The sequence below is a fragment of the Erythrobacter sp. JK5 genome (assembly GCF_018205975.1).
In the GTDB taxonomy this organism is placed as follows: Bacteria; Pseudomonadota; Alphaproteobacteria; order Sphingomonadales; family Sphingomonadaceae; genus Erythrobacter.
Map to the genome: position 1 here is coordinate 1358056 of NZ_CP073577.1, position 25194 is coordinate 1383249.

Below are 25194 nucleotides of genomic sequence, written 5' to 3' on the forward strand. Positions count from 1 at the left end.
ACCGATCAATGTCCATGTTCGGCCTCCTCTTTTCCGAGTTCGGCTTTGAGTAGGAAGGCGTTTTCGGTCGCGATCCGCTGGCCATTCTGCAATCCGGACTCGATCACGATGCGCCCTCCCGAGCGCGATCCCGTCACGACAGGCATCGCCCGAAACCCGGTACGCGTGCGAACGAACACGACTTCACGGCCTTCGACCATCTGAACTGCGGATTCAGGCACCGAGATCGAGGTCGCATCGGTTTCACCTGAGGGTCGGATGCGCGCCTGCAAGAATGCGCCTGGCTGCAATCCAGGGACCGCTCCGGCGAGTGAGATTATCGCTGTCGCGCTACGGCTTTCCGGATCGAGTGCCGGGGTCACCGAGCGCACACGTCCGCCGATCTCCCGGTCCTGCCCGAGCTCCAACGTAGCTTCATCGCCCGGCCGAATTCTCGCAGCATCGCTGGCAGGCAAGGCGACCTGCACCTGCAAGCCGCTCGCGTTCACGATCTGGAACATCTCTTCACCGGCGGAGACGTAGGAGCCAAGCACGATCGGCGCGCTGGTGATCTGCCCTGAAATCGGACTCGTCACGGCCAGCGAACGCCCATCCCCGCTGACACCAGCAGCAGCGGATGCGGCTTGTGCGCGTGACAGCTCCGATCTTGCCACTTGCAGATTGGCCTGCGCCGCTTCGAGATCCTGCCGGGCCGTCACATTGGCCTCGAACAGCCGCTTTTCGCGGTCGTAGAGCGCAGACAGTTCATTGACCCGCGCACGCGCGGCAGCGACCTGCGCAGCCAGTCCGGCAGCATCAGCGCTCTCGATCCGCGCGATCACCTCCCCCTGCCTGACATAATCGCCAAGCATCTTGTTCACGCTCTTCACCACACCGGATGCACGCGCATCGATCCGTGCGCTGGCATTCGGCGCCGCGGCGACGGTCGCTGGGAATACAAGCTCCGTTGCTGCGCCGAATTGGACAGCTTCGATTTCTATCGACGAAGCTGCGATCTGCTTCTCGTCGATCAGCAGAACGCCTTCGGGGACTTCGCTCTTTTCAACTTGTTCCGCTTGCTGGTCGGGTCCGTTTGAGTCAGCGGGCCAGAAGACCGAGGCCAAGGCGGCCAGCAAGATCAGGACGCCGCTTACGGCGATCAAATGGCTACGTTCCATGGAAATGGGCCTCACTGTGCGTTGAGCCAGATGAGCCGCGCCGCGAGCAGGCCGCGGGTCTCTTCTGCCTGAATCAGATTTTCACGAATGGCGTCGCGCGCTTCGGCAGCCGCCAGAACTTCGATCAGCGGAAATCTGCCATTGCGGTAGCCGATTTCGACGAGCCTGAGCGCTTCCTCAGCCTGCGGCAGGGATGCGCTGGAGAGGGTCTCCACACGCGTTTCGGCGGCCAGATAAAGCGTTCGCGTCCGCTCGAACTCCACGCGGTAGTCCGCCTCGGCTATCGCCTCGCTCGCGCTTGCCGCGCGGTATTGCGCCTCGGCGGCTGCGATGTTGCCCTGGTTGCGGTTGCGAAAGGGAAGCGGAATGGAAATCCCGACGATGAACGCTTGATCGTTGCTTTCCTCAAAACGGCGCACGCCTGCCGACAGCGTTGGGTCGGGAACGCCAAGCGAGCGCTCACGCGCAATTTCGGCTTCAGCAAAGCTGGTTCGAGCGCCCGCAATGCGCAGTTGCAACGGATTTTCGGAAACCGGCGGTGCAAGGGGCGGCGATAAGTCAGGAAAGACGTTCGATACTGCGGGATTGGGCTGTCCGGATACCCAGAGAGCCGCGAGCGCCTGACGTGCTGCTAAATCGTCTGCTTGTGCAGCCTGCAATTCGGCCTCCGCCTCGGCAAGCGTAGCTTGTGCACGCATAGCTCGAAGAGGCGGCTCCCGCCCGACCTCTACAAGCACGTTGGCGATCCGCGTCAGTTCACGGTTTCGCTCGACGATTTCCCGCGCGAGAACGAGGCGTTGGCCTGCGGCGACAGCCTGCACATAACGCTCGCGCACCCCCAAAGCGAGTTGCGACAAGGCAAATTCGCTCTGCAAGCCGGCGAAATCGGACGATGCGCGTGCGCTCGCGATGCGTGCGCTTCGCTTGCCGCCGAGTTCGAGCGGCTGACCGATCGCTAGGGTATATTCGGTCGACCGCAGCCCGGAGAAAGCGCCGGAGCCCGCGATGTTCTCGGCCTCGAGCGATAGCTCGGGATTGGGTCGGAGGCGTGCTTGGTCGATAGCCGCACGCGCGGCTTCGGCCTCCGCCTGAGGGCCGTAAACCCGGGGATTGCTGGAAGGGTCATCTTCCCCTTCAATGCCGACGCCCGCTCGAGCGAGCGCTTCCTCGAGTGTAACTGTTTCCTGTGCCAATACTGGCGAACCCGTGGACACGGCAATCAAGGCCGCGGCCAGTGCAAAGCACCGCATTATTGTATCTCCTGACTGAAACCAATCGAGCGCACGCGCAGGCGCACTCGCACATGATTTGCTGTCAGGCTTTGGGAGGTTGGATCAGAACCGGCGGCGCGCGCGAGGTGAGCATCGAAGTCGCCAGCGGACCCTTCAGGCTATTCGTGCGCGCAAAGGGCGACCCCAGGAACACTCCACTATCGGCGAGGCTGAAGCTGCAATTGTGATGATGCGTTGCCGAATGGTCCTGACCATCATGGTCCGGCTCGGGATCATTGCTATCGAAGTGGTCCGCCCCATGCGCATAAACGTGATCGGCCGCATGAACGAAGCTTTCGCCTTCTGAAGCATGCGCGTCAGGTAACGATAGGACACTACCGAAAAGAATGGCGATGATCGCAAGGAAGGGGAACACAAGACGCGGCATGTTACTCAACCCTTTAGGAGCCTTGCAAAGCTTGCGCAACCACGGCTGTCTGAGCGCTTGTCTTTTCATGATCACGATTTGGCACCGACGAATTCATACGCACAACCGGCCAGAAACTCGCGGAAATGAACTTCGCGCAAAACTTTGCGTGCTGGAAGCCAAGGGCGGAACTCTTCATATTCCCGCGCCACACCAAATGGTTTGGTCAGCACTATGCCGATTTCAATCAGCCATCGCGGCCAGCGCTCGGGGTGCTTCAGGCCAAGCAGGGCCATCCGGCCACCCGTCGGGAGAGCAGCTGAGGCGCGCTCGATGATCGCGGCGTAGTCAGGTGGCATTTCCAGTCCAAAGGTGCTGATGACTGCGCTGGTCTCGCTCGGAAAGCGGAAGGCGGCTACGTCTGACTGCACAAATTCGACATTGCTAGCTCGCAGGCGCTTCGCTCGTCGACGGGCTTGGTCGAGCATGCCTTGCGAAAGGTCGACCAGCGTCACCTTGCCGCTTGGTCCTACTCTCTCAAGCAGAAACGCGAGGTTTGCGCCGGTGCCAGCACATAGATCGATCACATGGTCACCGGCGTTGAGTTCAAGCCGGTTAACCAGATCGCGTCGCCAGCGACCAAGACCGGCCCACCGAAACCCCGACACCAATCGGTCATAGATTCCCGCGGTCTTGTCGTAGAGACGTTCAACCTGTTCGTTGGATAGAATTGCCATGGCGCGTGCTAGCGAACCTCGTCCGAAGAGATGGTGAAAACCTCCGCGAGGTCGTCCGGGTATGGCATTGGCGCGAATGCGCTCACGTTTGCGCGTCCGGTATTGCCCCAGGGGAGCCGTCCGGTGAGATTGCCAAGGGGAGCGAGCGCAAGACGTATGACCTGCCCCAGAACTTCGCGGCCATCGCGGGTTTCAACTGCATAGCCCAGCATCGTCATATGTGAACGAAGGTGCGGCCCGAAGAAGCCCTGGCCCAGAATATGTTCCCGCTCGAGCGCGGTCCAAGCCAAAGCCCGGTCACCAGACTGCCTGGCGGCACGGAAAACGCACCGCTCAGCTTCGATAAGTTCAATAATGTCCTTCTTTGCCACAGGATTTTACCGTTCTGCTTGCATCTTCGAATCGTCTTATGCACCTTGTAGTGGCTACAAGGTCAAGCATTGCGAGAAACCCATGAAGATTGGTGCCCTGGCGCGGAAGACCGGCACGACCGCCGAAACGATCCGCTACTACGAACGGACCGGATTGCTGGAGGAACCACCACGCACCGCCGGAAACTACCGGGACTATGGTTCGACCGAATTGGCCAGATTGCGGTTTATCCGCCGCGCACGCGACCTTGGCTTCACCATGGCGGAGGTGCGCCAATTGCTTTCTTTGTCGGATGATCCATCGCAATCGTGCGAAGCCGTGGACTCTATTGCCAGCCTCCACCTACGCGAAGTGGATCGGAAGCTTGGTGACTTGCGAAAACTGCGAACCGAACTGCGCCATATGGTCGACGACTGCCAGCACGGAGCGGTTGGCGAATGCCGGATAATCGAAGTGCTTTCCGGCTAGCGGGACAGCGCGCGTTTATTCGAGCGGTGACGGGACGCAAACCATGATCATCTCGAAATTCGGGGCGTGTTCTGACATATCTCGTCGGTGCGTTCGACAACAGAACCAATCCAGTCATCGATCTCGGCTTCGACCCAAACCGTGCAACGGGGACCGAGCGAACGCGACTTTGGAAAACGGCCTTCGCGCATCCGCTGATAGATTGCCGTTCGGCGCAGGCCCACGCGCGCCATGACCTCGGGAAGACGAATGAGCCGGTCTGGCGTTGGCTCGACAGGAACGGCTTCCGCGTCCGTTTCGATACCAGTCGTCATTTCAGAGAGCGAAGCTTTGTTCATCCTGCCGCTCCAGTTGCGCGAGGTGATCCGACAGGAGACCGGCGGTGCGGTGCGCGGTCCCCTTTGCCCAGCGCGGTCTCACATCGAGCAGCCTCTGGCCCAGCGCTTGATCCAAAGCAGACGGCAACTCGCTTATGAAGGTTTCAAGAAATTCCAGCACGCCGCTATTCTGCCAATCCTTGCTACGCTGCGAGTACCCCGCGAGTGCCAGCATCAGGGAGGTGCGCGGCGCGTGTCCGCTCGCGTCAAGGATGGCCAGCGCCTCTGGCAGTGTGGCTGACCTTGTCCCGGCGAGGATGCGTCGGAGCGCGTCCTTGTTGATATTCGTCTGTGCGGCAATCGTCCGCCGGGACTTGCCACTTTCGTCCACGGCATGGTCGAGGAAAGCGGCGACTCCTCGCGATAGTTCTTCCCATTTGTCGTTTGTGTTTCGCGCCATTGTTCCTGCTTCCGGTGATCTTCAGCGAATCACCAACAGGCTAGGCGACGCGTCAAACTGTAGGAAAGGAAAAAGAACAAATAAGGAACACGTAGGAAACTGGCTCATCGTCACACGATTTGATTCGCGCAGATTCCGGTCCCTCGATCTCAGACTTCGGTATGGGTGGCGCAATGATCGGTATTCTTGGCCGCAATGTCTGCACCGGTCGCGCAAAGCCTGGTCAGATTGCCCAGAATCGACGATTTCTCTTGGTCGGAATGCCGCGTGCGTCAGTTTCCGTTTTCCTACACCCTGCCTTCCAATCGAGGAAAGAACATACAGCGAACGCATCGCTGCCAATGTTCGAAACGGAGTTCCTCGATGAACAATGCAATCACCCTTCCCCGCCCATCCGTTAAAGGCATTCGTGCCCGCGACTATATTCTTCCGGCCGCGATTGCGCTCGCCTGCGCCGGTGCCGCCTATGCCGGTGCCGACACGACCTTTGATCCGGCGCTGCAGAAGTTCACTGACTTCCTCGAAGGTTCGGGCGGCAAGATCATCACCGTCCTCAGCCTTGCCGGCGGTTTGATCGCGCTCGCCTCGGGCCGCTTCGCCCTTGGGCAGGTCGCGGTCCCGGTCGGTGTCGGAATTGGCGTCGGCACAGGCGTGCCGATCGTCACCTCGGTCGTGACCGCAACCATTTGATCGCGGTCTAACGACGGGAGGGCGGCATGGCCGACAGATACCTCGTTCCACGGCGGCTCGACGACCCGGAGCTCATCGGCTTCTGGACCATCGACGAGTTTGCGGGACTGCTCGTCCCCTTCGCGTGGGGCATCCTTTCGCAGCACATCCTCATCGGCACAGCCCTGTCCGGGCTCACCTGGTTCGCCCTTCGAAAGGCGAAGGCGTCAGGTGCCGGGTCGAAACTGGTCCATGCTGCCTACTGGTATCTGCCGGGGAGCTTCCTCGGTCTTAAAGCCACGCCGCCCTCCCACTGCCGCCTGCTTGCAGGCTGAGGGAGGAACCCATGAGACACGAATTCGCCTATGAGGAAGCGCAGCGTCACCTCAAACAGCGCAACCGCTTCGCCGCGCTGTCAGCCGTGCTGGGCCTTACCAGCCTGCTGGCGGTCGGCGCGGCGGCGACGCGCGAGGAAAGCGTCATTTTGGTGCCTGTCACGACCGAGCGCCTGACGCTCGGGAGCGGCGGTACCGATGCGCACTACCTCGAACTCGTAACCCGCGACACCGCGCTCATGCTGCTCAATCGCGCACCCGAGAGCCTCGACTACTGGATGGAACAGGTCCTCAAGGTGGCAGATCCGTCAGCGCACGGGAGCCTCAAGGCCGAGCTCGTCAAGATCGTCGACGAGCAGCGCGGTTCGGACATCAGCCAGGCCTTCGTCATCTCGCGGATGGAGGTCGACGCGCAGGCGCTCACCGCTGTCGTCACCGGCACGCTCAAGACCTTCGTCGGTGCGCAGGTGATCGCAAGCCAAGAGCGCAGCTTCGAATTCAGCTGGAACCGCCGCGGCCTCAGTCTCGGCCTTACCGGCTTCCGCCAGCTCCCAACCGAAAACGAGGAGGAGAACCCATGACACTCCTATCCCGCCCCTTCCCCGCCGCGCTGACCGGCGTTGCGCTGGCAATCGCCACGGCCGCCTACGCTTCACCGGCACATGCCGACCAGTTCGTCGAGGCCGCTGATGGCGCCGCGATCGACTGCGTGCTCGCACGCGGCGCGCTGACCCGTATCGCCCTCATCGAGGACGGTTTCGGCAATGTCTCGAAGATGGCGAGCGGCTATCCCTACAACGATTTCGAGGTGACCCACGAGCCGGTGCGCGGCGACATCTATGTCTCGGTGCCGCTGCAATATGCGAGCGCAAGGGTCAGCTTCTTCGCGACGAGCAGCGCGGGCTATGTCTACAAGTTCACCTGCCGCGTCGAAGGCGAGGAAGCGAGCCAGCTCTTCGTCACCAATCCCGCGCTCGCCAAATCCCAGGCGAGCGAGTGGGAAGGCCAAGCCCCGACCCGCGACGAGGCCGCGATCCGGCTGATCGAGGCGATGGCGAGCGACGGGGTTCTGCCGGGCTTCCGGGCCCGCACCGAACTCTCTCGACCACGCCGAACCGACAGTCTCGAAGTGCAGCAGGTCGCCGAATACGAAGGTGCCGAGCTGATCGGTCAGGCCTTTACTCTACGCAATCTCGGCCCGATGCCCGTCGACCTTGCCGGTGAACGCGAGGCGCCCGCCGGGGCGCTGGCCTTTGCCTATGGCCGAGACAGCCTCCAGCCCGGCGAGAGCACGCAGGCCTTCCTCGTCTTTACAAAGGGAGGGCTCGAATAATGGCCGATCCCGACACACGCGATACGCCCGCGGCAGCGCCCAAGGACGAGACGCGCGGCGAAGCCCGGCGCAATCTCAACCGCACGGTGGCGCAGAAGCAGAAGCTGCTGCTCGCCGGGATCGGCGGGGTGGCACTCATCGCCGGTTCGATGTTCATCTTCGGTGGTGAGGATGAAGCGAGCGCCGACGGCGCGGGCGCGACCACGATCGAGACCGGCGCGCTGGTCAATCGCAATCTCTCGCAGCGCGAATTCGTCGCCACTTACGGCAACCGCCTCGATGCGCAGGGCAAGGCGATCAAGGACCTGCAGGAGAGCCAGCTTCCCAAGGCTTCTATCGAGCAGGAGCTCGAAGCGCTGCGCGGCGAAAACGCGCGGATGCTGAGCGACGGCCAGGCGGCGATCGATGCGATCTCGGCGGAGAACGCCGCCTTGCGCTCAGAACTCGAAACCGTCCGCGCCAATCCCCCGATCGCGCCGGCGGCCGCAGTCGATCCGCAGGCTCCGGGCTTTGCTCCCGGACCGCTCGAGCCGCCGAGCGAACCCAAGGCAAGCCTGCTGAGCTTCTCATCCGAAAAGCCGGGCGCAGCCAAAGTCAAGGCAACCGAGAACGCGCCGCCGCTGCTGCTCGAGGCAAGCCGCGATTACCTGCCGCCCAACAGCTATGCACCTGCTACCGTGATCGTCGGGGTCGACGCCTCGACGGGCGTGACCAGCCAGAGCGATCCGCTGCCCGTTGTGCTGCGCATCACCGGCCCGGCGCGCTCGGTGCTGCAGGGCAACAAGCTCCTCACCACCGATCTCACCGGCTGCCTCGTGAACGGCGCGGCGCGCGGCGATCTCTCGGCCGAGAAGGTTTACGTGAAGCTCGTGCGCATGACCTGCGCGCAACCAGGTGGACGCTTCGCGGTCAGCGAGGTCAAGGGGTTCATCGCCTTCGCCGGCAAGTCGGGCGTGCGCGGCAATGTCGTCAGCCGCGAAGGCAGCCTCGTCAGCCAGGCGCTGCTCGCCGGAATCGTCGGCGGCTTCGGCCGCGGCTTCTCGGCCAATGCCAACGGCATCTTTGCGCAGCCTGTCGGCAGCGACGGCAAGCGCGACGCGCTCTCGCCGACCGACATCCTCGCAGGCGGCCTGGGCCAGGGCGCGGGCGAAGCCGCCGACACCGTCAGCAAATACCTCATCGAACGCGCAGAACAGTACCAACCCGTCGTCGAGATGCCGACCGGCATCGCAGTCGAGATCGTCTTTCTTGACGGCGTCCATGTCAGGAGCACACCCCAATGAACTACTCGAACCAGCGGCCCGGCCTCAAGGCGCGCGCCGCGCACATATCGCTCGCCGCCGCCAGCGCAGCAGCCCTCCTTACAAGCGGCGTCGCGATCGTAACCGCCATGCCCGCGCAGGCCGCGATCACGCGAGATGTGGTTGAAGCGCTCAAGCTTCGTCTGCCCAGAACGCCGATCGACGCGCTCGATTGCACGACATTCGCGCCATGGTGCGAGGTCGTCTCGGGAGAGACGCTGTTCTACATCGACGAAGCGGCACGCTACCTCTTCGTCGGGCGGCTCTACGACATGGAGGAGCGGCGCGACGTGACTGCCGCGCGCCTGCTCGAACTCAACCCCGACCTGCTCGCCGCCGGCGCAGCCCGCCACGCCGGCGAGGACACTGGAGGGCGCCATGACGTTGCCGAAACCCGCGACAGGCAGGTCGCGACGCATGTCGATCTCAAAGCCCTTCCCAAGGAAGGCGCGATCCTGTGGGGCAATCCCAAGGGGCTGAAGCTGGTTGTCTTCTCGGATTTCCAGTGCGGCTACTGTAAGCGGCTCACCGGCGAACTCGAAAAGGCAGGCGTTCTTGTCGAGGAACGGCCGATCTCGATCTTCGGCGCGTCGAGCCGCCGCTTGTCCGAGGCGGTGCTGTGCGCCGCCGACCCGGTCGAGGCGCTCCATGCCGCATACACCGGCAAGCACCTCGAACCGCGCGCAACCTGCAAAAAGTCAGCTGCGCTCGATGCCAACGAAGCCTTTGCACAGGCCAACGGCTTTGCCGGAACCCCGGTAATCGTCCGGGCGCGCGACGGTGCGGTGCTGCACGGCTACCGTGATGCAAAGACACTGCGCGCCTTTGCCAATGCCAAGACCGGATCGAAGCAATGAGCGGCGGTGCGACCCGTGTCGGAGCGACGGCAATTCTCGCGTTGATGATCGCCGGCTGTGCGACGCTTGGCGGCAACGTCAAGGGCGACTTTTCCTGCCGGGCACCGGAGGGAAGCTGCGCGCCGACCTCGATGATCGACGATACCGCGACCCGCGTTTCACAGGCAGAACGGTCCGGTCATGCCTCTGCGGGAGCGCACAGGGCCGGTGATCGCGGATTGCGGATCGTTGTTGCGGGCTACCGCGACGGGGCGGGCCGCATCCACGAGGCCCGGGTTGTTCATGTCGTGCTGCCCGATCGCGCTGCCGAGCGCTGGCGCGCGCCGCGTTCGACCGGCGACGTGCTTCGCGCACTGGCGCGTCCGGCTGAAGCAGAAGTCGCCCCGCCCGCCGCCGCAGAAGCAATTCCTTTTCAGCTTTCCAATCCGTCCCCCAGCAGCCTCCCGATGTCCTGGTCATCCCCTCGCAGGATCTGACGGAGCTGCCCGGCGCCAAAGCGCCGGACCCCGGGGCACCTGGTCGTCCCCCTCCCCCGGCCAGGTGCCCCACCCCGTTCTGCCCGAAGGAGAGCCCAAGTGAACCTCTCGCTATCCTCTGCGCGCGACGCGCTTCTCGCTGGCCTGTTCGGCGATGCGAAAAGGGGCGACCATGCGCAGCCGCGTTTCGCGCTCGACATGCTGTCGGACTGGCTTCCGTACCGCGTCTATGACGAGGGCCCGGGGCTCTACCGCAACGCGCACTCGAAGGGCTTCATTCTCGAAGTCACCCCGCTCATCGGCGCCGACGAGCGGACAGGTGAGATCCTCGGCCAGTTCTTCTCCGAGAGCCTGCCGCAAGGCGCCTGCCTGCAGGTGCTGAACTTCGCGTCCCCGCGCATCGGCGCCATCGTCGGCCCTTGGTTCGCGCCGCGCTACGAGCAGGGCGGGATCTACGAAGCGATTGCGAAAGCCCGCACCAACCGGCTCTACGATCTCGTCTGGAACTCGGGCTCGGCACACGCGCCGTTTCATGCACGCCAAGTGCGTCTGGTGCTCTCGCTCGGCGTTCCGGTGCCCGGAAGCGTCACCGATGCAGAACTCACCGAATGCCGCGACGGGATGGCAGGCATGCTGAACTCGCTCGGCCTTGCATCGAACAGGCTCGAGCCCGCAGGCCTGCTCGCACTGGTCGACGAACTCACCTCGCCGACGACAGCGCGCGAACCCGATCTCACCCACTGGAACCGCGAGGACACGCTCGACGCGCAGGCCATCCGCCGCGATATCGAACTCGAGGTCGAGGACGACCGGCTGATCTTGCGCACCGAGCGCTTCCGCGAAACCGGACGCGGCCGCGACGGCGTGCCGCAAATGGGTGAGTGCTATCCCGATCGCTTCGATGTGCGCCACTACGGCGTGCGCTCTACCCCTGAGCGCTGGGCACCGTGGGAATGCGCGCGGCTCATCGGCGACATGTTCACCGACAAGCTGCGCTTTCCCTGCCCGGCTGCGACCATGCTGTGCCTGCATTATCCCGACCAGGAAGCCGCCTCGGCGCGCGCAGGCTACAAGTTCATGCGCACCACCAGCCTGTCGGAAACGAAGAGCGCACGTTTCCTGCCTAAACTGTCCGAGCAGTCGGCAGAATGGAGACATGTCCAGGCCGAGCTCCAGGCGGGCAAGAAGCTGGTCAAGCTGTTCTACGGTCTCACCACGATCTCGCCGCTCGGCGAAGGCGATGCGCATGAGCGCACGGTCAAGGCTATCTACAAGGCAGCCGGCTGGGACCTCGCCGACGAGCGCTTTCTCCAGCTCCAGGGTCTCGTCGCGGCCTTCCCGCTGAGCCTCGCCGACGGGCTTGTCCACGACCTTGCTCGGCTCAAGCGCTTCCGGACCATGCTCTCGACCACCGCGGCCCATATCGCCCCGCTGCAGGGCGAGTATCTCGGCGGCACTATCCCGCACCTGCTGCTTCTCGGCCGGCGCGGCCAGCCCTTCTTCTGGTCACCCTTCGAGAACGCGGCGGGCAACCACAACATCGCGATCTGCGGGAAGTCGGGCTCGGGCAAGTCTGTGCTCCTGCAGGAACTGTGCGCAGCGCTACGCGGCGCGGGCGCGAAGGTCGTGGTGATCGATGACGGACGCAGTTTTGAGCATTCGGTCAAGCTGCAAGGCGGCCGCTTTGTCGAGTTTACGCTCGCCTCGGGCTTCTCCTTGAATCCATTCTCAATGGTCGATGATGCCCGCGCGCATGAAGACGAGGATTACCAGCTCGACTGCTTTGCGATGATCAAAGCGATCGTCGGCCAGATGGCGCGGCCAAGCGCCGCCCCTCGGACACCGAGCGCGGGCTGATCGATCTTGCAGTGACCCAGGTCTGGAATACGCTCGGCAGCGGCGGCGCGATCGACGACGTCGCGCATGCACTCCATCAGAGCGACAACGAGGCGGGCAAGGACCTCGCTACCGCGATCGCGCCCTTCTGCCGCGGTGGCAGCTACGCCGGCTTCTTCTCCGGGAAAGCGAGCTTCGCGCTCGAAGACGATTTCACCGTCTTCGAGATGAGCGACCTCGCGTCCCGCGAGGAGCTTCGAAGCGTTGTCCTCTCGGCAATCATGTTCATGACCGGTCAGGCGATGACGCGCTCGTCGCGCTCGACCAAGAAGCTGCTGCTGATCGACGAGGCCTGGGCGATGCTCAAGGGCGGTTCGATGGGCGAGTTCGTCGAGACCTATGCCCGCACCGCGCGCAAATATGGCGGCGCGCTTGCGACCGCGACTCAGTCCTTGAACGACTACTACAAGTCCGATGGTGCGCGCGCCGCGCTCGAAAACAGCGACTGGATGCTGGTGCTCCAACAGAAGCCCGAGACCATCGCCGATTTCCGCAAGGAGGCCCGGCTCGACATGGACGACCGGACCGAGACGCTGATCCGCAGCCTCAAGCGCTCGGGCACCGAGTACAGCGAGATCTACCTCAAAGGTCCCGAGATGGAAGCCGTTGGACGCCTGGTGCTCGACCCACTCTCCGCGACGATCTTCTCCTCCGATCCTGACACCTATGCCGCGATCCACCGCCATGTCGAAAACGGCATGCCGCTGGAGCGCGCAGTCGCGCTGGTCGCAGGTGTGGAAGGAGGCATGTGATGGTGCTCGAGACCACCACGCTCGTCGATCGCGTGCCGCTTCCGTCAGTCAGACAAGCCCGCGACAAGCACCGTGTGATCGACTGGCTGGCGCTGTTCCAGGGCACCTGCCTGGTGCTGATCGAAACGGCAAGCTTCGCGGCGAGCACGCTGCTGCTGGTCCTCGGCCTGCCGCTGTTCGTGTTCCTGGCTGTAGCAGGCTGGGATCTCACGGCGCTGTTCGCGCAGCTCGGCAATCTTGCCGACCATTACCGCACCGCTGAACCGGTCGCGCGCCGCTTCTTTGCCCAGGACCTCCAGATCGCATTCCTCATCGCATCTGGCGGCCTCGCCCTGCTGCGATTGCCGGCTTTCTTGCACCGCCTCGATCGCCGCCTCTCCGAAGGATCTCCTCGCCATGGATAGACTGAACCTCCCGCTGCGCCAGCTGGGCCCGAAACTCCTCGCTTTAGCGGTGCTCGTTGCCGCGCTCCTGTGGGGTGCGTGGATTACGCAGCAAGTCACTGCCGCGCCCAAGCAGCGGATCGTCACGGTCCGGCTTGCCGAGACCATCGGGACATTCGTCGAGGAGGCCGCGCGCGCCGATGCCGATCCGGCGGTCGTCCAGGCGGCTAGCCTTGCCTACCTCAAGGCCGCCGAAAGCGCCGTCGCCGACATGGGCCATGACGGCCGCGTGGTGCTGGTTGCCGAGGCCGTGCTCGCGGGCGCTGCCGAAGACGCAACCCCCGAACTCGAGCAGCGCATTGCGGACCAGCTCGCCGGGGAGAAGCAGCCATGAGCCTGACCCGCTCGATCCTCCGTACGCTGCTGCTCTCGGGGCTGGTCCTGCTACCGCTCGCCTGGGCGCCGCTCGATGCCTTCAGCAAGGACCACGCGTTCCTCATCAATGCGAGCCCGAGCCTGCCCAACTGGGCGTTCTGGCTCGACAAGCACGCGCCGATCAAACGCGGCAGCCTGATCTTCTTCGAGCCGCCGCAAAGCGAGCTGGTCGAAAGGCATTTCGGAAAAGGACCGCAGATGTTCGGCAAGCGCGTGCTTGGCATGCCGGGCGATGTCGTGCGCCACGAGGGCGATGCGGTCTTCATCAACGGGAAGCAGGTCGCGAGCCTGCTCGAGGTCACCCGCCTTGGCGTGCCGCTCGCGCGCGGTCCCGAAGGCGCAATACCGGAAGGTTGCTACTACACCGGCACCAGCCATCCCCGCGGGCTCGACAGCCGCTATGGCGCAATCGGCTTCGTGTGCCGCGGACAAATCCTTGGCAGCGGGAGGGCGATCCTGTGATGCGCTCCCTCTTTCCGCTTGGCGCGCTTCTCCTCGCTGCGCTCCCTGCCAGCCTGCAGGCACGAGACTACGGCCAGCGCGGCGCGGTCTTCCCCGTGATCGAGCGCGATCTCTTGGAACAGATCCATACGCGCCTCGCCCAGATGGAAAAGTCGGGCGAGACCGCGCGGCTCAACGAGGAACTCAAGCGTCGCACGATCGCCCGCGTCAACCGGCCTGATCCGGTTGCCGGCGTGATCCGCGCAAGCGCAAGCCGCAGCTGGGCGTTCGACCCGACGATCACGCTTGCTGCCGATATCCGCGGGGCCAAAGGCGAGCTCATCCATGCTGCCGGAACGAGGGTCAACCCGCTCGACAGCGTCAAGCTGCGCGGCGACCTCCTGTTTCTCGACGGCGACGATCCGGCGCAGGTCGCCTGGTCGCTGAGGCAAGAGGTCAATGCCAAGCTGATCCTCGTCAAGGGTGCGCCGCTCGAGCTGATGAAGGCCCGCCAGCGAAGGTTCTATTTCGACCAGGGCGGCAAGCTGACGCAAAAATTCGGCATCAAGGCCGTTCCCGCGCGGGTGCGCCAGAACGGGCGCGTCCTCGAAGTCAGCGAGATTGCGCTGTCGCGCCGGAAGGCACAGCCATGACCGGAATCCGCGCCTTCCTCGTACTCTTCACGGCGATGCTGTCGCTGGTCTTCGCATCACCAGCTTCGGCCGATGCCGGTCCGGGCAAGTGCACCGGGCAATTCGTCAACCCCATCACCGACATCTGCTGGTCGTGCCTGTTCCCGATATCGGTCGGCGGGCTCGAAATCTGGCCGAGCAATCGCCCCGATCCCGACAATCCCGATCTGCCCGTTTGCCTGTGCGGGCTTCGCCCTGGCATCGCGATGGGGTTCTGGGAGCCGGTGCGGCTCGCCGATGTCAGCATGAAGCCGTGGTGCTTCGTCAATTTGGGCGGCATGAAGCTCGATCCCGGCTTTGATATCGGCTTTCGCTCGATCTCGGGTCCTTCGGCGGTGGGCGGCGCGAGCCAGTATTATTCGAGCTGGCACGTCCACTGGTATGCCTATCCACTGATCTACTGGATGGAGATCGTCGCCGATTTTCTGTGCCTTGAGCCGGGCTCGATCGACATCCTCTACATCTCCGAGATCGATCCGCTGTGGCAGGACAGCGAGCTCACCGCGATCATCAACCCTGAAGCGGTGCTCTTCGCCAACCCGCTGGCGCTCGCCGCCTGCGCTGCGGATTGCGCTGCATCGACCGCGAACCTGCCGCTCGACGAGATGTTCTGGTGCGCAGGCTGCCAGGGCTCGATGTACCCGATGAATGGCAATGTCTCGGCCTCGATCGGACATGTGCAGGCCTCGCGGCTCGTGCTCTCGCGCTTCGCTTACAAGCTCCACCGCGAGCTGGTCTCGTGGGGGACGATGGGTTCGAAGGGTCTGTGCGGCAAGTACCTCATGCCGGTGATGCGCAAGCAGCAATACCGCTTCCAGGCCACCAATCCCAATCCGGCGACGAAGGGCCGCTACGCCTGCCCGCCCGTCGGTGCCTCCACCACCTTCCAGTCCCCCGGACAGGTCATCCCCGCCATCGGCGAAGACATGGGATACCTCGTCTGGCGCAAGAGGAATTGCTGCGCGCTATGAGAAACGCCTTCCCCTACTCGTTGGGCTGAGCCTCGTGATCGCTGCCGGATTTGCCGCAGCTTCTGCGCAGGATGCCGGGCCCGACCTTGACCTGGCTGAGATCCGCGCGCGCGCGGCCGAACATGCCGCCGACGCCGAGGCTCTCGCCACATCGGTCAGGACAAAAGCGAATGCCCTCGCAGACGACGCGCGCGCCGCTCAGCAAACGGCTTTCGACAATCGCGCAGCCTATGCCGAGACTGCGCAGGCGACCGCGAATGCCGGGCCGCTCGATATCGATGGCATGATCCGCGCCCAGGCCGATGCGGAAGTCGCAGCGATGGGCGACACGCCCCGGTTCATCGCTTTTGCCTCATTAGCAATGCCCGAGCCCTCATTGAAGGCGCTGGTTCGCGATGTCTCGAGGGCCGGCGGCGTCACCGTGCTGCGCGGATTCCCCCAAGGCGACAGCGCGCGCTTCAAGAAGCGCATCGCCGCTATCTGGAGCGATAGCGATGATGCCGACGCGCTCGGGATCGACCCGCGCCTGTTCCGCGCCTTCGATATCAAGGTTGCCCCGAGCTTCGTGATGATCGCGAGCGATTTTGCCCCGTGCGACGGGTTCGACTGCAATGACGTCCTGCCGCCGCACGACCGCCTTGCGGGCAATATCAGCGTGGCCGAAGTGCTCGACACCTTTGCTTCGGGAGGCGGTCCGGGAGCACAACTCGCTCGCCTCCACCTTCGTCGCCTCGAAGGAGAACGGCCATGAGGCTCACACAATCGCTTCGCATAGGACTGCTCGCCCTTCTTGCCATAGCCGCGCCCCTTTCCGCGCAGCAGCAGGACGCGCGGGCCGATGGCAAGGCATTCGGCGAAAGCCTGCGCGGCGAAGCGCAAGAAGCTGCCAGGTCGCAGCCCGACGCATCCACCCTCCCCAACTACGATCGCAATGCCGTGCGTGACCTCGAAACGCTCGCCGACGATCCCGACCGGATCGAAAGTAGCGCGGCAGCCGCTGCCACCGGACACCAGGGCTATCGGGCGGTGCGCGACAGCGTGGCCAATCGCGCGCGCTTCGATCCAAGTGAGATCGAGGACGTTATCGCGCGCAGCCTCGCCATCAACGAGACCCCGCTCGACTATACCAGTGGCATGGATATCTCCGGCGGTCAGGGCAATTGCGTGCCGCTGCCGCCCGGGTCCGGATCGGCAGGGACCTACACCGCGACCTGCAACACCGGCACGCGGATCGACCAGTCGGTGGGTCAGTGCGCGGTGCCGCTCGTTGCCAGCGTGACCCGGCGCCAGCAATGGCACTATCTCTGCAATGAGACCAGCACAGTCTATGGATATCCCTGGTGCTCGGCATTCGATGGAGGCTCGTGCCGGATCACCGGGTATCGGCCCGGCCCCTGCCTCCAGTGGCGGCAGGACCAGTTCTATAGATACTGCACCGAACCTGGCGACCCCATCGCCGAAATCACATGCGACACTCCAGATGCGCGCTACACGCCCTATGCGGTGACCACGGACAACTCGATCGATACCTTTTCCGACGAGAGCCAGTGCACCGGATTTGCCGATAATGGCGATTGCACGCTCGACAATGAGATCTGCACCGATGCCGATCCGCAGACCCGCGTGATCGACGGTGTCTCGGTTACGCGGCCCTGCTGGGAATGGCAGCGCAGCTACACCTGCACATCGCGCGAGGCGGCGAGCGACTGTTCCGACATCGAAAGCCATGGCACCTGCCGGTTCATCGGCGAGGATTGCTTAACCGACGAAGACCCGTGCGAGACCTGGGAGCGCATCTACGAATGCCCCTCCCCGGAACTGACAGTTCCACCCAATATGTCTGCGACGGCGATGTCTATTGCATCGATGGCAGCTGCGAGACGATCGAGCGCACCGCCAACGATGAGTTCAAGGATGCCGCGGTCGCATTGCACGCCATGGACGAGGCGCGCGGCCAGTTCGATCCGAACACGCTGACGCTGTTCCGCGGCACGCGCAACACCTGCTCGTCCAAGGTCTTCGGCGTCTTCAACTGCTGCAAGGGCAAGGGTTTCCCGCTCATTCCGGGGATCAGCCTGCTGGTTGCGCTCGGCTGCGATCGCGAGGAAGTGCTACTCCACCAGCGCGATGCGCAGGGGCTGTGCGCCTATGTGGGGACCTATTGTTCGGACAAGTTCCTCGGCGTCTGCCTCACCAAGAAGAAGGTCTACTGCTGCTTTGAGTCCAAGCTCTCGCGGATCCTGCAGGAACAGGGACGTCGCCAGCTCCCCAAGCCATGGGACAAGCCCAAAGAAGAGCAATGTGAGGGGTTCACTCTCGACGAGTTTGCCCGGCTCGACCTCAGCCGGATGGATTTCAGCGAAGTCTATGCCGAGTTCACCGACGCGGCCCGACTTCCCGACGAACTCGAGACCAGCATCCTCATCCAGCAGAGGATCGAAGATTATTACGCAAGGGGCGGCCAATGACCCATCTGCATCACCTAACGGCGCTCGCGCTCGGCATAGCTGCCCTGCCCACCACTTCGGCCCAGGCGCAGGAGCGGCAGGACACAAGATCGACCACCGCTGCCGACGCGCTCTACTGCCAAGAGCGTAGGCTCGGCTACTGGTTCTACTGCGTGAAGCCCGCTCCCATTGAAGAGCCACAACAGCCTGAAGCCGAGCAGATCGCGGCCAGCCAAGAACTCGACGCGATCACCTCCGAGCTTCGCGAACTCAAGGCGCGCGCGATCCTCTATCCGACCGAGGCCAATGTAGCGGCCTATATCCGCTTCCAGCGCGCGCAGCTCGACCGCGCCTCGCTGTTCTCCGATGTCTGGCAGCGGGCGATCTGGCAGGACCCGGACCTCGACTACACGCTTGAACGCCCCGTCGGAGCGGTCGCCAAGAAGCAGTGGCAGGATGCCCGCAGCGCGGAGCGCGATCACGTCATGGCAACGCTCTCGCAGCGCTACGGCCTTTTCTATTTCTTCAGTTCGACCTGCGGACCGTGCGAAGTGATGAGCCCGATCGTGAAGGGCGTCGCCGACCGCTGGCGGATCACCGTGCGCGCGATCTCCACCGATGGCGGTCCATCCCGGCATTTTCCCGACTATCGGGTCGAGACGAACCAGCGCGGCAAGCTTGGTCTCGAAGGCAAAGCCACCCCCGCTCTGGTGCTGTGGGACAGCGTGACCAAACGCCCGATTCCGATCGGCTACGGCGTGCTCTCGGCCGACGAGCTGCAGTACCGCATCTACCTTCTCACCTCCAAGGAAGCCGGACATGATTACTAGCATCCGCAATGCGGCATTGACCCTTGCCGCCGCCAGCATGGTTGCCTCACCGGTCGCCGCGAATGTTGGCGACAGCATGGACCGCTTCATGGACGACATGGGGGCGGCGGCGAATGTCACCGGCCCGACCGCCTTCGAAGGCCAGTCGGCAGGCTATTACAGCCTCGGCAATGTCTGGACGCGCTTCCCTCAGAAGACGACCAACATCGCCAATCTCCAGCTGCCGCGCGCAAGGGCGGGCTGCGGCGGCATCGATATCTTTGCCGGCTCCTTTTCGTTCATCAACGCGAGCGAGATGGTCGCGCTCCTGAAGGCCGTTGCCAACAACGCGGTCGGCTTCGCGTTCAGCCTGGCGATCGATACCGTGTGCCCAGAGTGCAACAAGATCATGCAGGAGTTTAGCCAGAAGGCTCAGCTCATGAACAATCTCTCGATCAACTCCTGCGAGATGGCGCAGGGACTGGTCGGCGGACTGTGGCCCAAGGGCGATCTCGCCGACAAGGCGATCTGCGAAGCGATCGGGAACTCCGAAGGGATCTTTACCGATTATGCGGCCGCCAAGCACGGCTGCGGCACGCGCGGCCAGCGCGCGTCGACCAACGAGGGCGCCGGTACCGACTATGCCGACGTCAATCCCGGCGTGCCGCGCAACTACACCTGGCACGTCCTGAAAAAGAGCGCCTTCTTCAATCCGGGTGGTACCTTTGACCGCGAACTAGCCGAATACGCCATGACGCTGATTGGCACGGTCATCTACGTGCCGCCCAAGGATGATGAACCCGGCAAGTTCGTGCCGTTCGCGGGCGACGCGTCCTCGACGCTCGTAAGCGCGCTCCTAGACGGGACGCAGGGCCAGACCGTGCGCGTTTTCCGCTGCGACGAGACCGATCTCTGCCTCAATCCCACCTTCGAGCAGATGAGCCTATCGAATGCAAAGGCCATCCGCCCGCGGGTCGCGCTCCTCATCGGGAACATGGTCGATGCGATCCGGGCCGACACCGCGATCGGCAATGCCGAAAAGGAACTGCTGCAGGTCGCCGCTGTCCCCTTGTACAAGATCCTTACCGTCCAGGCCGCCTATGGACGCGGCATGCCGACCGACGACCGCGAAACGCTCGCCGAGATCGCCAGCATCGATCTGCTCTATGCCATCCTCGACCGGATCGTCTCGGAAGCCGGTCGCTCGATGGCGAGCTTCATCGCCGCCGATGAAGCCAAGCTTGCGATCTGGCGCGGCCAGGTCGCCGAAGTGCGCTCTGGCCTGGTCCAGAGGCAGGCTACTGGACAGGCCAAGGTCTCGGCGATCATGCAGATCATCGAGAAGACCGCGATGATCGAGAACGCGCTCGCCGCTTCGATGTCGCCCTCGATGTCCGCAGCGCTCGACTGGTCACGCGGCCTCCAGTCGCGCTCGATTATTCCCTGAGTCGAGCGCCATGGTCGAAATCTTCACAACCGGCGGCGGTGAGTACATCGTCAATGTCTTGAACGCCGTCGCCGCGTGGACCGGGGCCGGTGGCTACAAGAGCCTGATCCAGGTGGCGCTGGTCTTGGGCATGGCGCTTGCGGTCATTGTCGTCGCGTTCAACCAGGACTGGCGCGCCTGGCTCAACTGGTTCCTCGGCGCGACTCTCATCTACATGTGCCTGATGGTTCCGCGCATGGATGTGCAGGTCACCGACCGCGTCAATCCGAGCCTTGCACCGGCCACGGTCGCCAATGTCCCGCTGGGCCTAGCGCTCATGGCAAGCTTTACCAGCCAAGCGGGCGACTACCTAACCCGTTCCGCCGAGCTCGTCTTCGGCCTTCCCGACGATCTCAACTATTCGAAGAACGGCATGATTTACGGCGCGCGCCTGCTCGAAGCGACGCGGTCCCTGCGCATTGCCGACCCCGAATTTGCCGCCAATTTCGACGAACATGTCCGTCAATGCGTATTCTACGACCTGCTGCTCGGTCGCTACTCGATGAAGGAATTGTCGGAGAGCAACGATATCTGGGCGACCATTGCGCCCGGCAGTGCCGCGCGTGCGCAGCGCTTCCTCACCCGGCAGGCGGACGATAGCGTCACGGCCACGATCATCACCTGCCGCGAAGCATACACTGCGCTCTCCAACCAGTGGGCCGGGCTTATCGATGAGATGACACAGGTCGCCGGGCGCCAGCTCTACCCCCGGCAGACCGAAGCGCTCGCGAAGGCCAAGCTCATCGCCGACCTGCCGATTGCCTATCAATACCTCACCGGCGTCTCGAAGGATGCAAGCAGCATCTTCCGCCAAGTTCTGACCATCAACGCCATGAACCAGGCGATGCATGGATTTGCCGGAGCTAGCGGCGCATCGAGCGTCGATGTGTTCGCGCTGACCCGCGCCGATATCCAGACCGAACGGACCTATTCTTCGATCGCGCATAACGCGATGAAGTGGGTCCCGATCCTCAATGTCGTCCTGACGGTCGTATTCTACGCGCTTTTTCCGGTGCTCTTCCCACTGTTCCTGATGCCCAAGACCGGACCGATCGCGCTCAAAGGATACGTCACGGGCTTCTTCTATCTGGCAGCTTGGGGGCCGCTGTTCGTCATCCTGCACATGATCCTGATGCTCAAGGGCGCGAGCGATGTGGCGGCAGCGGGCGGCGCAAGCGGGCTCAGCCTCGCGACCTTCTCCGGCATGACCGACGTCAACAACGATATCGGGATCCTGGCCGGCTACCTCGTCGCATCGATACCGTTCCTTGCAGGCGGCGTCGCCAGGGGCGCGCTCGCAATATCGGGCCAGGCAACGAGCTACCTCAATCCGAGCCAGAACGCGGCAGAAGAGGCGGCGCGCGAAGCGAGCACCGGCAATGTTTCGCTCGGGAATACCAGCCTTGAGAACTCGAACGTGTTTTCGCGGCAGTTTGCGCAAGCCAGCCTCGCTCCCAACATTGGCTACGGCGCCGCGCAGACGCGAGCCACAAGCGAAAACGGCACCCAGACCACCGGCTTCCCTCAAGCCGAATTCGCCACCGTGCCGACCTCGAGCTATCCGTTCACCCCGACACTCGGGCAGGACTTCTCGAGCCGGCTTGCGACCATGGCGAGCCAGAGCCGCGGCCAGAGCGAGACCTTCTCGAACCTTGCCCAGCAGTCGACGAGTTCGGCTGTCACCCGCTTCAGCGAGCTACGCGATGCGTACACCCGCTCGCGCTCGAACGAGAGCGTCAGTGGCACGTCAACGAGCGACAGCATCGGCAGCGCCTTCAGCGAGGTCGACAACGCCTCGAAGACACTTCAGCAGCAATTCGGGCTGTCGCGCCGCGCGGCCGATGACATCACCGTATCTTGGTTCTTGAACGGGGATGGCGCTCTAGGACTGAAGGGAGAAAAAGGCGCTGGCTCGGCGAGCATAGGTGTTAAGGGAGGACGCAACCAGAGTTGGACCGACAGTGATATCGGGATCGCCTCCGAGGATCGCTCGCGCATCATGGGCGCGCTGAGCCAGATCTCGGACAGTCGCAGCTGGTCGAGCACGCGCGAAGGCTTCCTGCGCGAAACGAGTTCGAGTTCGGAGGCGCTGGTGTCAAGCAGCTCGGCCGGGATTACCACGTCGATCACCGAAGCGCAGAGCTATACCCGCGAAGCGCGCCGAGCCGAGGAGATCGCCAGCCGCCTCGAGAACCAGGCGAGTTGGTACGAGAGTGCCAATGCCGCAGGCACTCTCAACCTCAGCCAGGCCTATCGCGAATGGGGCATGGCGGAGATCGAGGCTAACCGGGATTACTACGGTCCGGTGCGCTTTGACGACATCGACTTCCAGATGAGCGTGCGGGGCCAGCAGCTTCAGGCGCGGTTCGTCGAAGGCTATGCGGACCAGCTCAATGCCGAGATCTCGGGCGACCTGGTCTTGCCGGCCTCTGCGTCCATCGCTCGGCCCTCGGCGAGCAGCGCCGAGAGCGTCCGGGGATCAGTGCGGCTTGACGGTGTGCCGGGAAGCCTGAGCGCCCCGTCCAGCGAACGTGAAGACATCGCCCGTGATGTCGATCGGGTGCAGCAACAGGGAGATCGACGGATCGGGACCGTGAAAGGCTACCTCGATGGCAAGACCCGCGATGCGAAGGGAGCCTCGGCCGAAGCGGCAGACGATGTTAAGGAATGGTAGGCTGCTAAAGGATGACGTCGTGCACAATTACGAACACGACAAAAGCTGCCAATGCAGCAAAAATCGCAATCAACTTGAGCCGTCCCCAAGGGTCAGCCCAAGTCTTTTTCCAGGTGTAGGAAGTGAGACGGTTCTCGGCGATGGCCCGGTCGACTTCACGAAGACCTTCCCAGTCCTGCTTGCCACCAGTGGGATTGTTGTCTGGATCGCTCATCGCTCATTCTCCTTCAGTGGTAAATCGGCGCTCTCACCTCTAAATCGTCCCAACAGATCGCTGATAAAATAGACAAGAAGCATCACGAAAGCGAGAACGCTATCTTGGCCTGCAGACTCGAAAATTTATTGCGTCGAAGATCGATCAGCTATGCGAGGACGGCGAGCAGAACGGGGCAAGACTCTGGCAGGTTGTGGTCCGTCGCTATGAGCAACTTGCCGCGCGCAAGTCCCATTCCTGATGGAACTGTTGGGATCTCCAGCCTCGACTGACTGCAGATAGGCTTCCAGCCGCTCTAGCGTTCGTCGACGCGGCCTTCGTCCTTGCCGGAGGTCGAGTACGAATCGAGGATCACCGACTGCGCGCCTGCCGAAGCGTGTAGCCGAAATATGATGATCTTTCAGATGCTTTTCGATCCGTTCCAGCAAGGTCATGACCCTTTCGCTCCGACTCGCAAATCCCTTGTGTTCCTGTTATGTTCTTAGTAAGATCATATCCGCGAGTCTAGGAAAATTCCTACGATTGAGATTCGAAGGACAGACAGATGGAACATGTCAGGGAAGAGCTCGACCGGCTGATTCTCAAGGGCGGATATGGCTACGCCTCGATATCGCGGCTGCTCGGCCGCAATCCCGCTTATGTACAACAGTTCATCAGGCGCGGCTCTCCAAGAAAGCTCGATGACGAGGATCGAAAGACGCTTGCCTGCTTCTTCGGTGTCGACGAGCAAGTGCTCGGTGGTCCGGCTAATCCGGTCACCGATGGCATGGTCGAGATCCCCGTACTCGATGTGGAGGCATCCGCCGGCTTTGGCGCGGTAGCTGCTAGTGAGACTGCACACACCCGGTTCGGGTTCGATGAGCGGTGGCTGCGGCACCTGACTTCGGCCAAGAGCGCCAGCCTGTCGATCGTCGGCGTCAAGGGTGACTCGATGGAGCCCACTCTCAGTGATGGTGACGAGGTTCTGGTCGATGCTTCAGATCACGGCTCGCGACTGCGAGACGGGATCTACGTCCTTCGTTCTGATGATACCCTCGTCGTGAAGCGGATCGCTATCAAGCCAAATGGTAGGCAGATCACCATTGCCAGCGACAATCCGGCTTACCCTACCTGGCACGACATGGATCGGTCGGAAGTTCACGTGGTGGGCCGGGTTATCTGGTTTGGCCGAGCCTTGTAGCGGCAGGACTTGGGCCGTTAGTTGACGGTCGGCTTTCGGCGCTGGTTTCGCAAAAAGCGGACCTTCCGCCTCCGACCCAATTGCGGATATAGATGGGTAATTGGAATTACCGCCATTCTTCGGCGTTGGCGTCGACTACAGCTGGTAAAGTTACCTTCTCTCGCGGCGACCGCTGGGCCCTTTAGGCATCGCCCAAATTGCGCTGCATTGCGGCCAAAGTAGACTTGAATGCCTCCAAGTCCTCGTCCTTTATTCCTGTGAGCAGGCGCGCATAGACCTGATCCGCTTCGACTCGCATTTTCGGAAGCAAGTCGATTGCAGCGGATCGCAGGTGCACCTGCCACACACGGCGGTCGTTTTTGGCGCTGCGCCGTTCGACCAAGCCCAATTCTTCTAGCCGGTCGATCGCTTGCCCGATGCTTGCCCGCTCCAGCTCCAATTGACCGGCCAATTCGGTCTGGGTCATGCCGGGTGTCCGGTAGAGATAGGCTAACGCACGCCACTGGGTGCGGGTGAGTCCAAACTGCTCGAGTGAGGAATCGAAGGTACGGCGCAATCGTCGCGTGAGCTCTTCCAACAGAAAAACCAACCGGTCTTGATCGGTCAGGAATGGCGCCGCTTTTTCATCGGGATCGTGGTCGAGCTTTGTTGCCATGCAAGGCACCTTAACACAGCATCGACTTAGATAAAGTCA

Annotated in this window: 28 protein-coding genes and 2 pseudogenes; 21 read left to right on the top strand and 9 right to left on the bottom strand. The window is 63.0% G+C overall.

The window, feature by feature from the left end; all coding sequences use genetic code 11:
• Nucleotides 1-5 precede the first annotated feature (5 nt).
• The 5 genes from KDC96_RS06615 to KDC96_RS06635 form a co-directional block, all read right to left on the bottom strand.
• Entirely contained in the window at nt 6-1157 is a 1152-nt protein-coding gene (locus KDC96_RS06615; protein WP_173214093.1) for an efflux RND transporter periplasmic adaptor subunit, read from the bottom strand.
• An 11-nt stretch (nt 1158-1168) separates the two neighbouring features.
• On the bottom strand, nt 1169-2407 hold the full coding sequence (locus KDC96_RS06620) for a TolC family protein (protein ID WP_173214091.1): 1239 nt from the start codon (nt 2405-2407) through the stop codon (nt 1169-1171).
• A 64-nt stretch (nt 2408-2471) separates the two neighbouring features.
• A complete protein-coding gene (locus KDC96_RS06625; RefSeq protein ID WP_173214090.1) occupies nt 2472-2885 on the bottom strand; it encodes a hypothetical protein in 414 nt (137 codons plus the stop codon).
• 2 nt (nt 2886-2887) lie between these two features.
• The gene (locus tag KDC96_RS06630) at nt 2888-3532 is read right to left on the bottom strand and encodes a class I SAM-dependent methyltransferase (protein WP_173214088.1); all 645 of its coding nucleotides are present in this window, start codon (nt 3530-3532) and stop codon (nt 2888-2890) included.
• Between the two features lie 8 nt (nt 3533-3540).
• A complete protein-coding gene (locus tag KDC96_RS06635; RefSeq protein ID WP_173214086.1) occupies nt 3541-3903 on the bottom strand; it encodes a DUF3703 domain-containing protein in 363 nt (120 codons plus the stop codon).
• Between the two features lie 82 nt (nt 3904-3985).
• On the opposite strand from KDC96_RS06635, the gene KDC96_RS06640 reads away from it, so the two are divergent.
• Nucleotides 3986-4372: a helix-turn-helix domain-containing protein gene (locus tag KDC96_RS06640; RefSeq protein ID WP_173214084.1), complete on the top strand. Its 387-nt coding sequence runs from the start codon at nt 3986-3988 to the stop codon at nt 4370-4372.
• Between the two features lie 47 nt (nt 4373-4419).
• Here the strand turns inward: KDC96_RS06640 and KDC96_RS06645 are convergent, their stop codons facing one another.
• On the bottom strand, nt 4420-4686 hold the full coding sequence (locus KDC96_RS06645; protein ID WP_173214082.1) for an AlpA family transcriptional regulator: 267 nt from the start codon (nt 4684-4686) through the stop codon (nt 4420-4422).
• A 1-nt stretch (nt 4687) separates the two neighbouring features.
• Entirely contained in the window at nt 4688-5149 is a 462-nt protein-coding gene (locus tag KDC96_RS06650) for a hypothetical protein (protein ID WP_173214080.1), read from the bottom strand.
• 363 nt (nt 5150-5512) lie between these two features.
• Between KDC96_RS06650 and KDC96_RS06655 the strand changes: the two genes are divergently transcribed.
• From KDC96_RS06655 to KDC96_RS06740, 18 genes and pseudogenes are all read left to right on the top strand, one after another.
• Entirely contained in the window at nt 5513-5839 is a 327-nt protein-coding gene (locus KDC96_RS06655; RefSeq protein WP_173214078.1) for a hypothetical protein, read from the top strand.
• A 26-nt stretch (nt 5840-5865) separates the two neighbouring features.
• Nucleotides 5866-6153 carry a type IV conjugative transfer system protein TraL gene (gene traL / locus KDC96_RS06660; protein WP_173214075.1) on the top strand — a complete coding sequence of 96 codons (288 nt, stop codon included), beginning with the start codon at nt 5866-5868 and terminating at the stop codon, nt 6151-6153.
• A gap of 11 nt (nt 6154-6164) precedes the next feature.
• The gene (locus KDC96_RS06665; protein WP_152434338.1) at nt 6165-6734 is read left to right on the top strand and encodes a type IV conjugative transfer system protein TraE; all 570 of its coding nucleotides are present in this window, start codon (nt 6165-6167) and stop codon (nt 6732-6734) included.
• Complete coding sequence (locus KDC96_RS06670; RefSeq protein ID WP_173214073.1) at nt 6731-7486, top strand: type-F conjugative transfer system secretin TraK; 756 nt, start codon at nt 6731-6733, stop codon at nt 7484-7486. The genes KDC96_RS06665 and KDC96_RS06670 overlap by 4 nt, the downstream gene beginning before the upstream one ends.
• Nucleotides 7486-8769, top strand: coding sequence for a TraB/VirB10 family protein (locus KDC96_RS06675; protein WP_173214071.1), 1284 nt, complete (start codon nt 7486-7488; stop codon nt 8767-8769). The genes KDC96_RS06670 and KDC96_RS06675 overlap by 1 nt, the downstream gene beginning before the upstream one ends.
• Complete coding sequence (locus KDC96_RS06680; RefSeq protein WP_137678732.1) at nt 8766-9644, top strand: DsbC family protein; 879 nt, start codon at nt 8766-8768, stop codon at nt 9642-9644. Before KDC96_RS06675 ends, KDC96_RS06680 begins: the two co-directional genes overlap by 4 nt.
• Nucleotides 9641-10120, top strand: coding sequence for a hypothetical protein (locus KDC96_RS06685; protein ID WP_249171956.1), 480 nt, complete (start codon nt 9641-9643; stop codon nt 10118-10120). The genes KDC96_RS06680 and KDC96_RS06685 overlap by 4 nt, the downstream gene beginning before the upstream one ends.
• A 99-nt stretch (nt 10121-10219) precedes the next feature.
• Nucleotides 10220-12768 (top strand): annotated as a pseudogene (gene traC / locus KDC96_RS06690) (type IV secretion system protein TraC).
• Entirely contained in the window at nt 12768-13172 is a 405-nt protein-coding gene (locus KDC96_RS06695; RefSeq protein ID WP_173214067.1) for a hypothetical protein, read from the top strand. Before traC ends, KDC96_RS06695 begins: the two are co-directional and overlap by 1 nt.
• Nucleotides 13165-13545, top strand: coding sequence for a TrbI F-type domain-containing protein (locus KDC96_RS06700; protein ID WP_173214066.1), 381 nt, complete (start codon nt 13165-13167; stop codon nt 13543-13545). Before KDC96_RS06695 ends, KDC96_RS06700 begins: the two co-directional genes overlap by 8 nt.
• Nucleotides 13542-14048, top strand: coding sequence for a S26 family signal peptidase (locus KDC96_RS06705; protein WP_173214065.1), 507 nt, complete (start codon nt 13542-13544; stop codon nt 14046-14048). The genes KDC96_RS06700 and KDC96_RS06705 overlap by 4 nt, the downstream gene beginning before the upstream one ends.
• Nucleotides 14048-14680 (top strand): type-F conjugative transfer system protein TraW, encoded by a 633-nt coding sequence (gene traW / locus KDC96_RS06710; protein ID WP_173214064.1) that lies wholly within the window; start codon nt 14048-14050, stop codon nt 14678-14680. Before KDC96_RS06705 ends, traW begins: the two co-directional genes overlap by 1 nt.
• Nucleotides 14677-15690 (top strand): conjugal transfer pilus assembly protein TraU, encoded by a 1014-nt coding sequence (gene traU, locus KDC96_RS06715; RefSeq protein WP_173214063.1) that lies wholly within the window; start codon nt 14677-14679, stop codon nt 15688-15690. Before traW ends, traU begins: the two co-directional genes overlap by 4 nt.
• Before the next feature lie 34 nt (nt 15691-15724).
• On the top strand, nt 15725-16441 hold the full coding sequence (gene trbC, locus KDC96_RS06720) for a type-F conjugative transfer system pilin assembly protein TrbC (protein ID WP_249171957.1): 717 nt from the start codon (nt 15725-15727) through the stop codon (nt 16439-16441).
• Nucleotides 16438-18158 (top strand): annotated as a pseudogene (locus KDC96_RS06725) (conjugal transfer protein TraN). Before trbC ends, KDC96_RS06725 begins: the two are co-directional and overlap by 4 nt.
• The gene (locus KDC96_RS06730) at nt 18155-18967 is read left to right on the top strand and encodes a conjugal transfer protein TraF (RefSeq protein ID WP_173214059.1); all 813 of its coding nucleotides are present in this window, start codon (nt 18155-18157) and stop codon (nt 18965-18967) included. Before KDC96_RS06725 ends, KDC96_RS06730 begins: the two are co-directional and overlap by 4 nt.
• The gene (locus KDC96_RS06735) at nt 18957-20393 is read left to right on the top strand and encodes a conjugal transfer protein TraH (protein ID WP_173214057.1); all 1437 of its coding nucleotides are present in this window, start codon (nt 18957-18959) and stop codon (nt 20391-20393) included. The genes KDC96_RS06730 and KDC96_RS06735 overlap by 11 nt, the downstream gene beginning before the upstream one ends.
• Nucleotides 20394-20403: 10 nt before the next feature.
• Nucleotides 20404-23106, top strand: coding sequence for a conjugal transfer protein TraG N-terminal domain-containing protein (locus tag KDC96_RS06740; protein ID WP_173214055.1), 2703 nt, complete (start codon nt 20404-20406; stop codon nt 23104-23106).
• Between the two features lie 4 nt (nt 23107-23110).
• Here the strand turns inward: KDC96_RS06740 and KDC96_RS06745 are convergent, their stop codons facing one another.
• Nucleotides 23111-23320, bottom strand: coding sequence for a hypothetical protein (locus KDC96_RS06745; RefSeq protein ID WP_173214054.1), 210 nt, complete (start codon nt 23318-23320; stop codon nt 23111-23113).
• A gap of 109 nt (nt 23321-23429) precedes the next feature.
• On the opposite strand from KDC96_RS06745, the gene KDC96_RS16680 reads away from it, so the two are divergent.
• The gene (locus KDC96_RS16680; protein WP_371815550.1) at nt 23430-23561 is read left to right on the top strand and encodes a hypothetical protein; all 132 of its coding nucleotides are present in this window, start codon (nt 23430-23432) and stop codon (nt 23559-23561) included.
• 303 nt (nt 23562-23864) lie between these two features.
• Entirely contained in the window at nt 23865-24500 is a 636-nt protein-coding gene (locus KDC96_RS06750; RefSeq protein WP_173214052.1) for a S24 family peptidase, read from the top strand.
• Nucleotides 24501-24681: 181 nt separating this feature from the next.
• On the opposite strand, the gene KDC96_RS06755 is transcribed toward KDC96_RS06750, so the two are convergent.
• On the bottom strand, nt 24682-25155 hold the full coding sequence (locus KDC96_RS06755) for a MarR family winged helix-turn-helix transcriptional regulator (RefSeq protein WP_173214050.1): 474 nt from the start codon (nt 25153-25155) through the stop codon (nt 24682-24684).
• Between the last annotated feature and the right edge of the window lie 39 nt (nt 25156-25194).

Excerpts from the sequence above, each read along its gene's own strand:
- KDC96_RS06615 (WP_173214093.1), bottom strand. The coding sequence starts at position 1,157 with ATGGAACGTAGCCATTTGATCGCCGTAAGCGGCGTCCTGATCTTGCTG.
- KDC96_RS06625 (WP_173214090.1), bottom strand. The coding sequence starts at position 2,885 with ATGAAAAGACAAGCGCTCAGACAGCCGTGGTTGCGCAAGCTTTGCAAG.
- KDC96_RS06680 (WP_137678732.1), top strand. The coding sequence starts at position 8,766 with ATGAACTACTCGAACCAGCGGCCCGGCCTCAAGGCGCGCGCCGCGCAC.
- KDC96_RS06685 (WP_249171956.1), top strand. The coding sequence starts at position 9,641 with ATGAGCGGCGGTGCGACCCGTGTCGGAGCGACGGCAATTCTCGCGTTG.
- KDC96_RS06640 (WP_173214084.1), top strand. The coding sequence starts at position 3,986 with ATGAAGATTGGTGCCCTGGCGCGGAAGACCGGCACGACCGCCGAAACG.
- KDC96_RS06665 (WP_152434338.1), top strand. The coding sequence starts at position 6,165 with ATGAGACACGAATTCGCCTATGAGGAAGCGCAGCGTCACCTCAAACAG.
- KDC96_RS06745 (WP_173214054.1), bottom strand. The coding sequence starts at position 23,320 with ATGAGCGATCCAGACAACAATCCCACTGGTGGCAAGCAGGACTGGGAA.
- KDC96_RS06655 (WP_173214078.1), top strand. The coding sequence starts at position 5,513 with ATGAACAATGCAATCACCCTTCCCCGCCCATCCGTTAAAGGCATTCGT.
- KDC96_RS06695 (WP_173214067.1), top strand. The coding sequence starts at position 12,768 with ATGGTGCTCGAGACCACCACGCTCGTCGATCGCGTGCCGCTTCCGTCA.
- traW (WP_173214064.1), top strand. The coding sequence starts at position 14,048 with ATGCGCTCCCTCTTTCCGCTTGGCGCGCTTCTCCTCGCTGCGCTCCCT.
- traL (WP_173214075.1), top strand. The coding sequence starts at position 5,866 with ATGGCCGACAGATACCTCGTTCCACGGCGGCTCGACGACCCGGAGCTC.
- KDC96_RS06730 (WP_173214059.1), top strand. The coding sequence starts at position 18,155 with ATGACCCATCTGCATCACCTAACGGCGCTCGCGCTCGGCATAGCTGCC.
- KDC96_RS06630 (WP_173214088.1), bottom strand. The coding sequence starts at position 3,532 with ATGGCAATTCTATCCAACGAACAGGTTGAACGTCTCTACGACAAGACC.
- KDC96_RS06740 (WP_173214055.1), top strand. The coding sequence starts at position 20,404 with ATGGTCGAAATCTTCACAACCGGCGGCGGTGAGTACATCGTCAATGTC.
- traU (WP_173214063.1), top strand. The coding sequence starts at position 14,677 with ATGACCGGAATCCGCGCCTTCCTCGTACTCTTCACGGCGATGCTGTCG.
- KDC96_RS06675 (WP_173214071.1), top strand. The coding sequence starts at position 7,486 with ATGGCCGATCCCGACACACGCGATACGCCCGCGGCAGCGCCCAAGGAC.
- KDC96_RS06750 (WP_173214052.1), top strand. The coding sequence starts at position 23,865 with ATGGAACATGTCAGGGAAGAGCTCGACCGGCTGATTCTCAAGGGCGGA.
- KDC96_RS06700 (WP_173214066.1), top strand. The coding sequence starts at position 13,165 with ATGGATAGACTGAACCTCCCGCTGCGCCAGCTGGGCCCGAAACTCCTC.
- KDC96_RS06670 (WP_173214073.1), top strand. The coding sequence starts at position 6,731 with ATGACACTCCTATCCCGCCCCTTCCCCGCCGCGCTGACCGGCGTTGCG.
- KDC96_RS06705 (WP_173214065.1), top strand. The coding sequence starts at position 13,542 with ATGAGCCTGACCCGCTCGATCCTCCGTACGCTGCTGCTCTCGGGGCTG.
- KDC96_RS06645 (WP_173214082.1), bottom strand. The coding sequence starts at position 4,686 with ATGACGACTGGTATCGAAACGGACGCGGAAGCCGTTCCTGTCGAGCCA.
- KDC96_RS06735 (WP_173214057.1), top strand. The coding sequence starts at position 18,957 with ATGATTACTAGCATCCGCAATGCGGCATTGACCCTTGCCGCCGCCAGC.
- KDC96_RS06620 (WP_173214091.1), bottom strand. The coding sequence starts at position 2,407 with ATGCGGTGCTTTGCACTGGCCGCGGCCTTGATTGCCGTGTCCACGGGT.
- KDC96_RS06650 (WP_173214080.1), bottom strand. The coding sequence starts at position 5,149 with ATGGCGCGAAACACAAACGACAAATGGGAAGAACTATCGCGAGGAGTC.
- KDC96_RS06755 (WP_173214050.1), bottom strand. The coding sequence starts at position 25,155 with ATGGCAACAAAGCTCGACCACGATCCCGATGAAAAAGCGGCGCCATTC.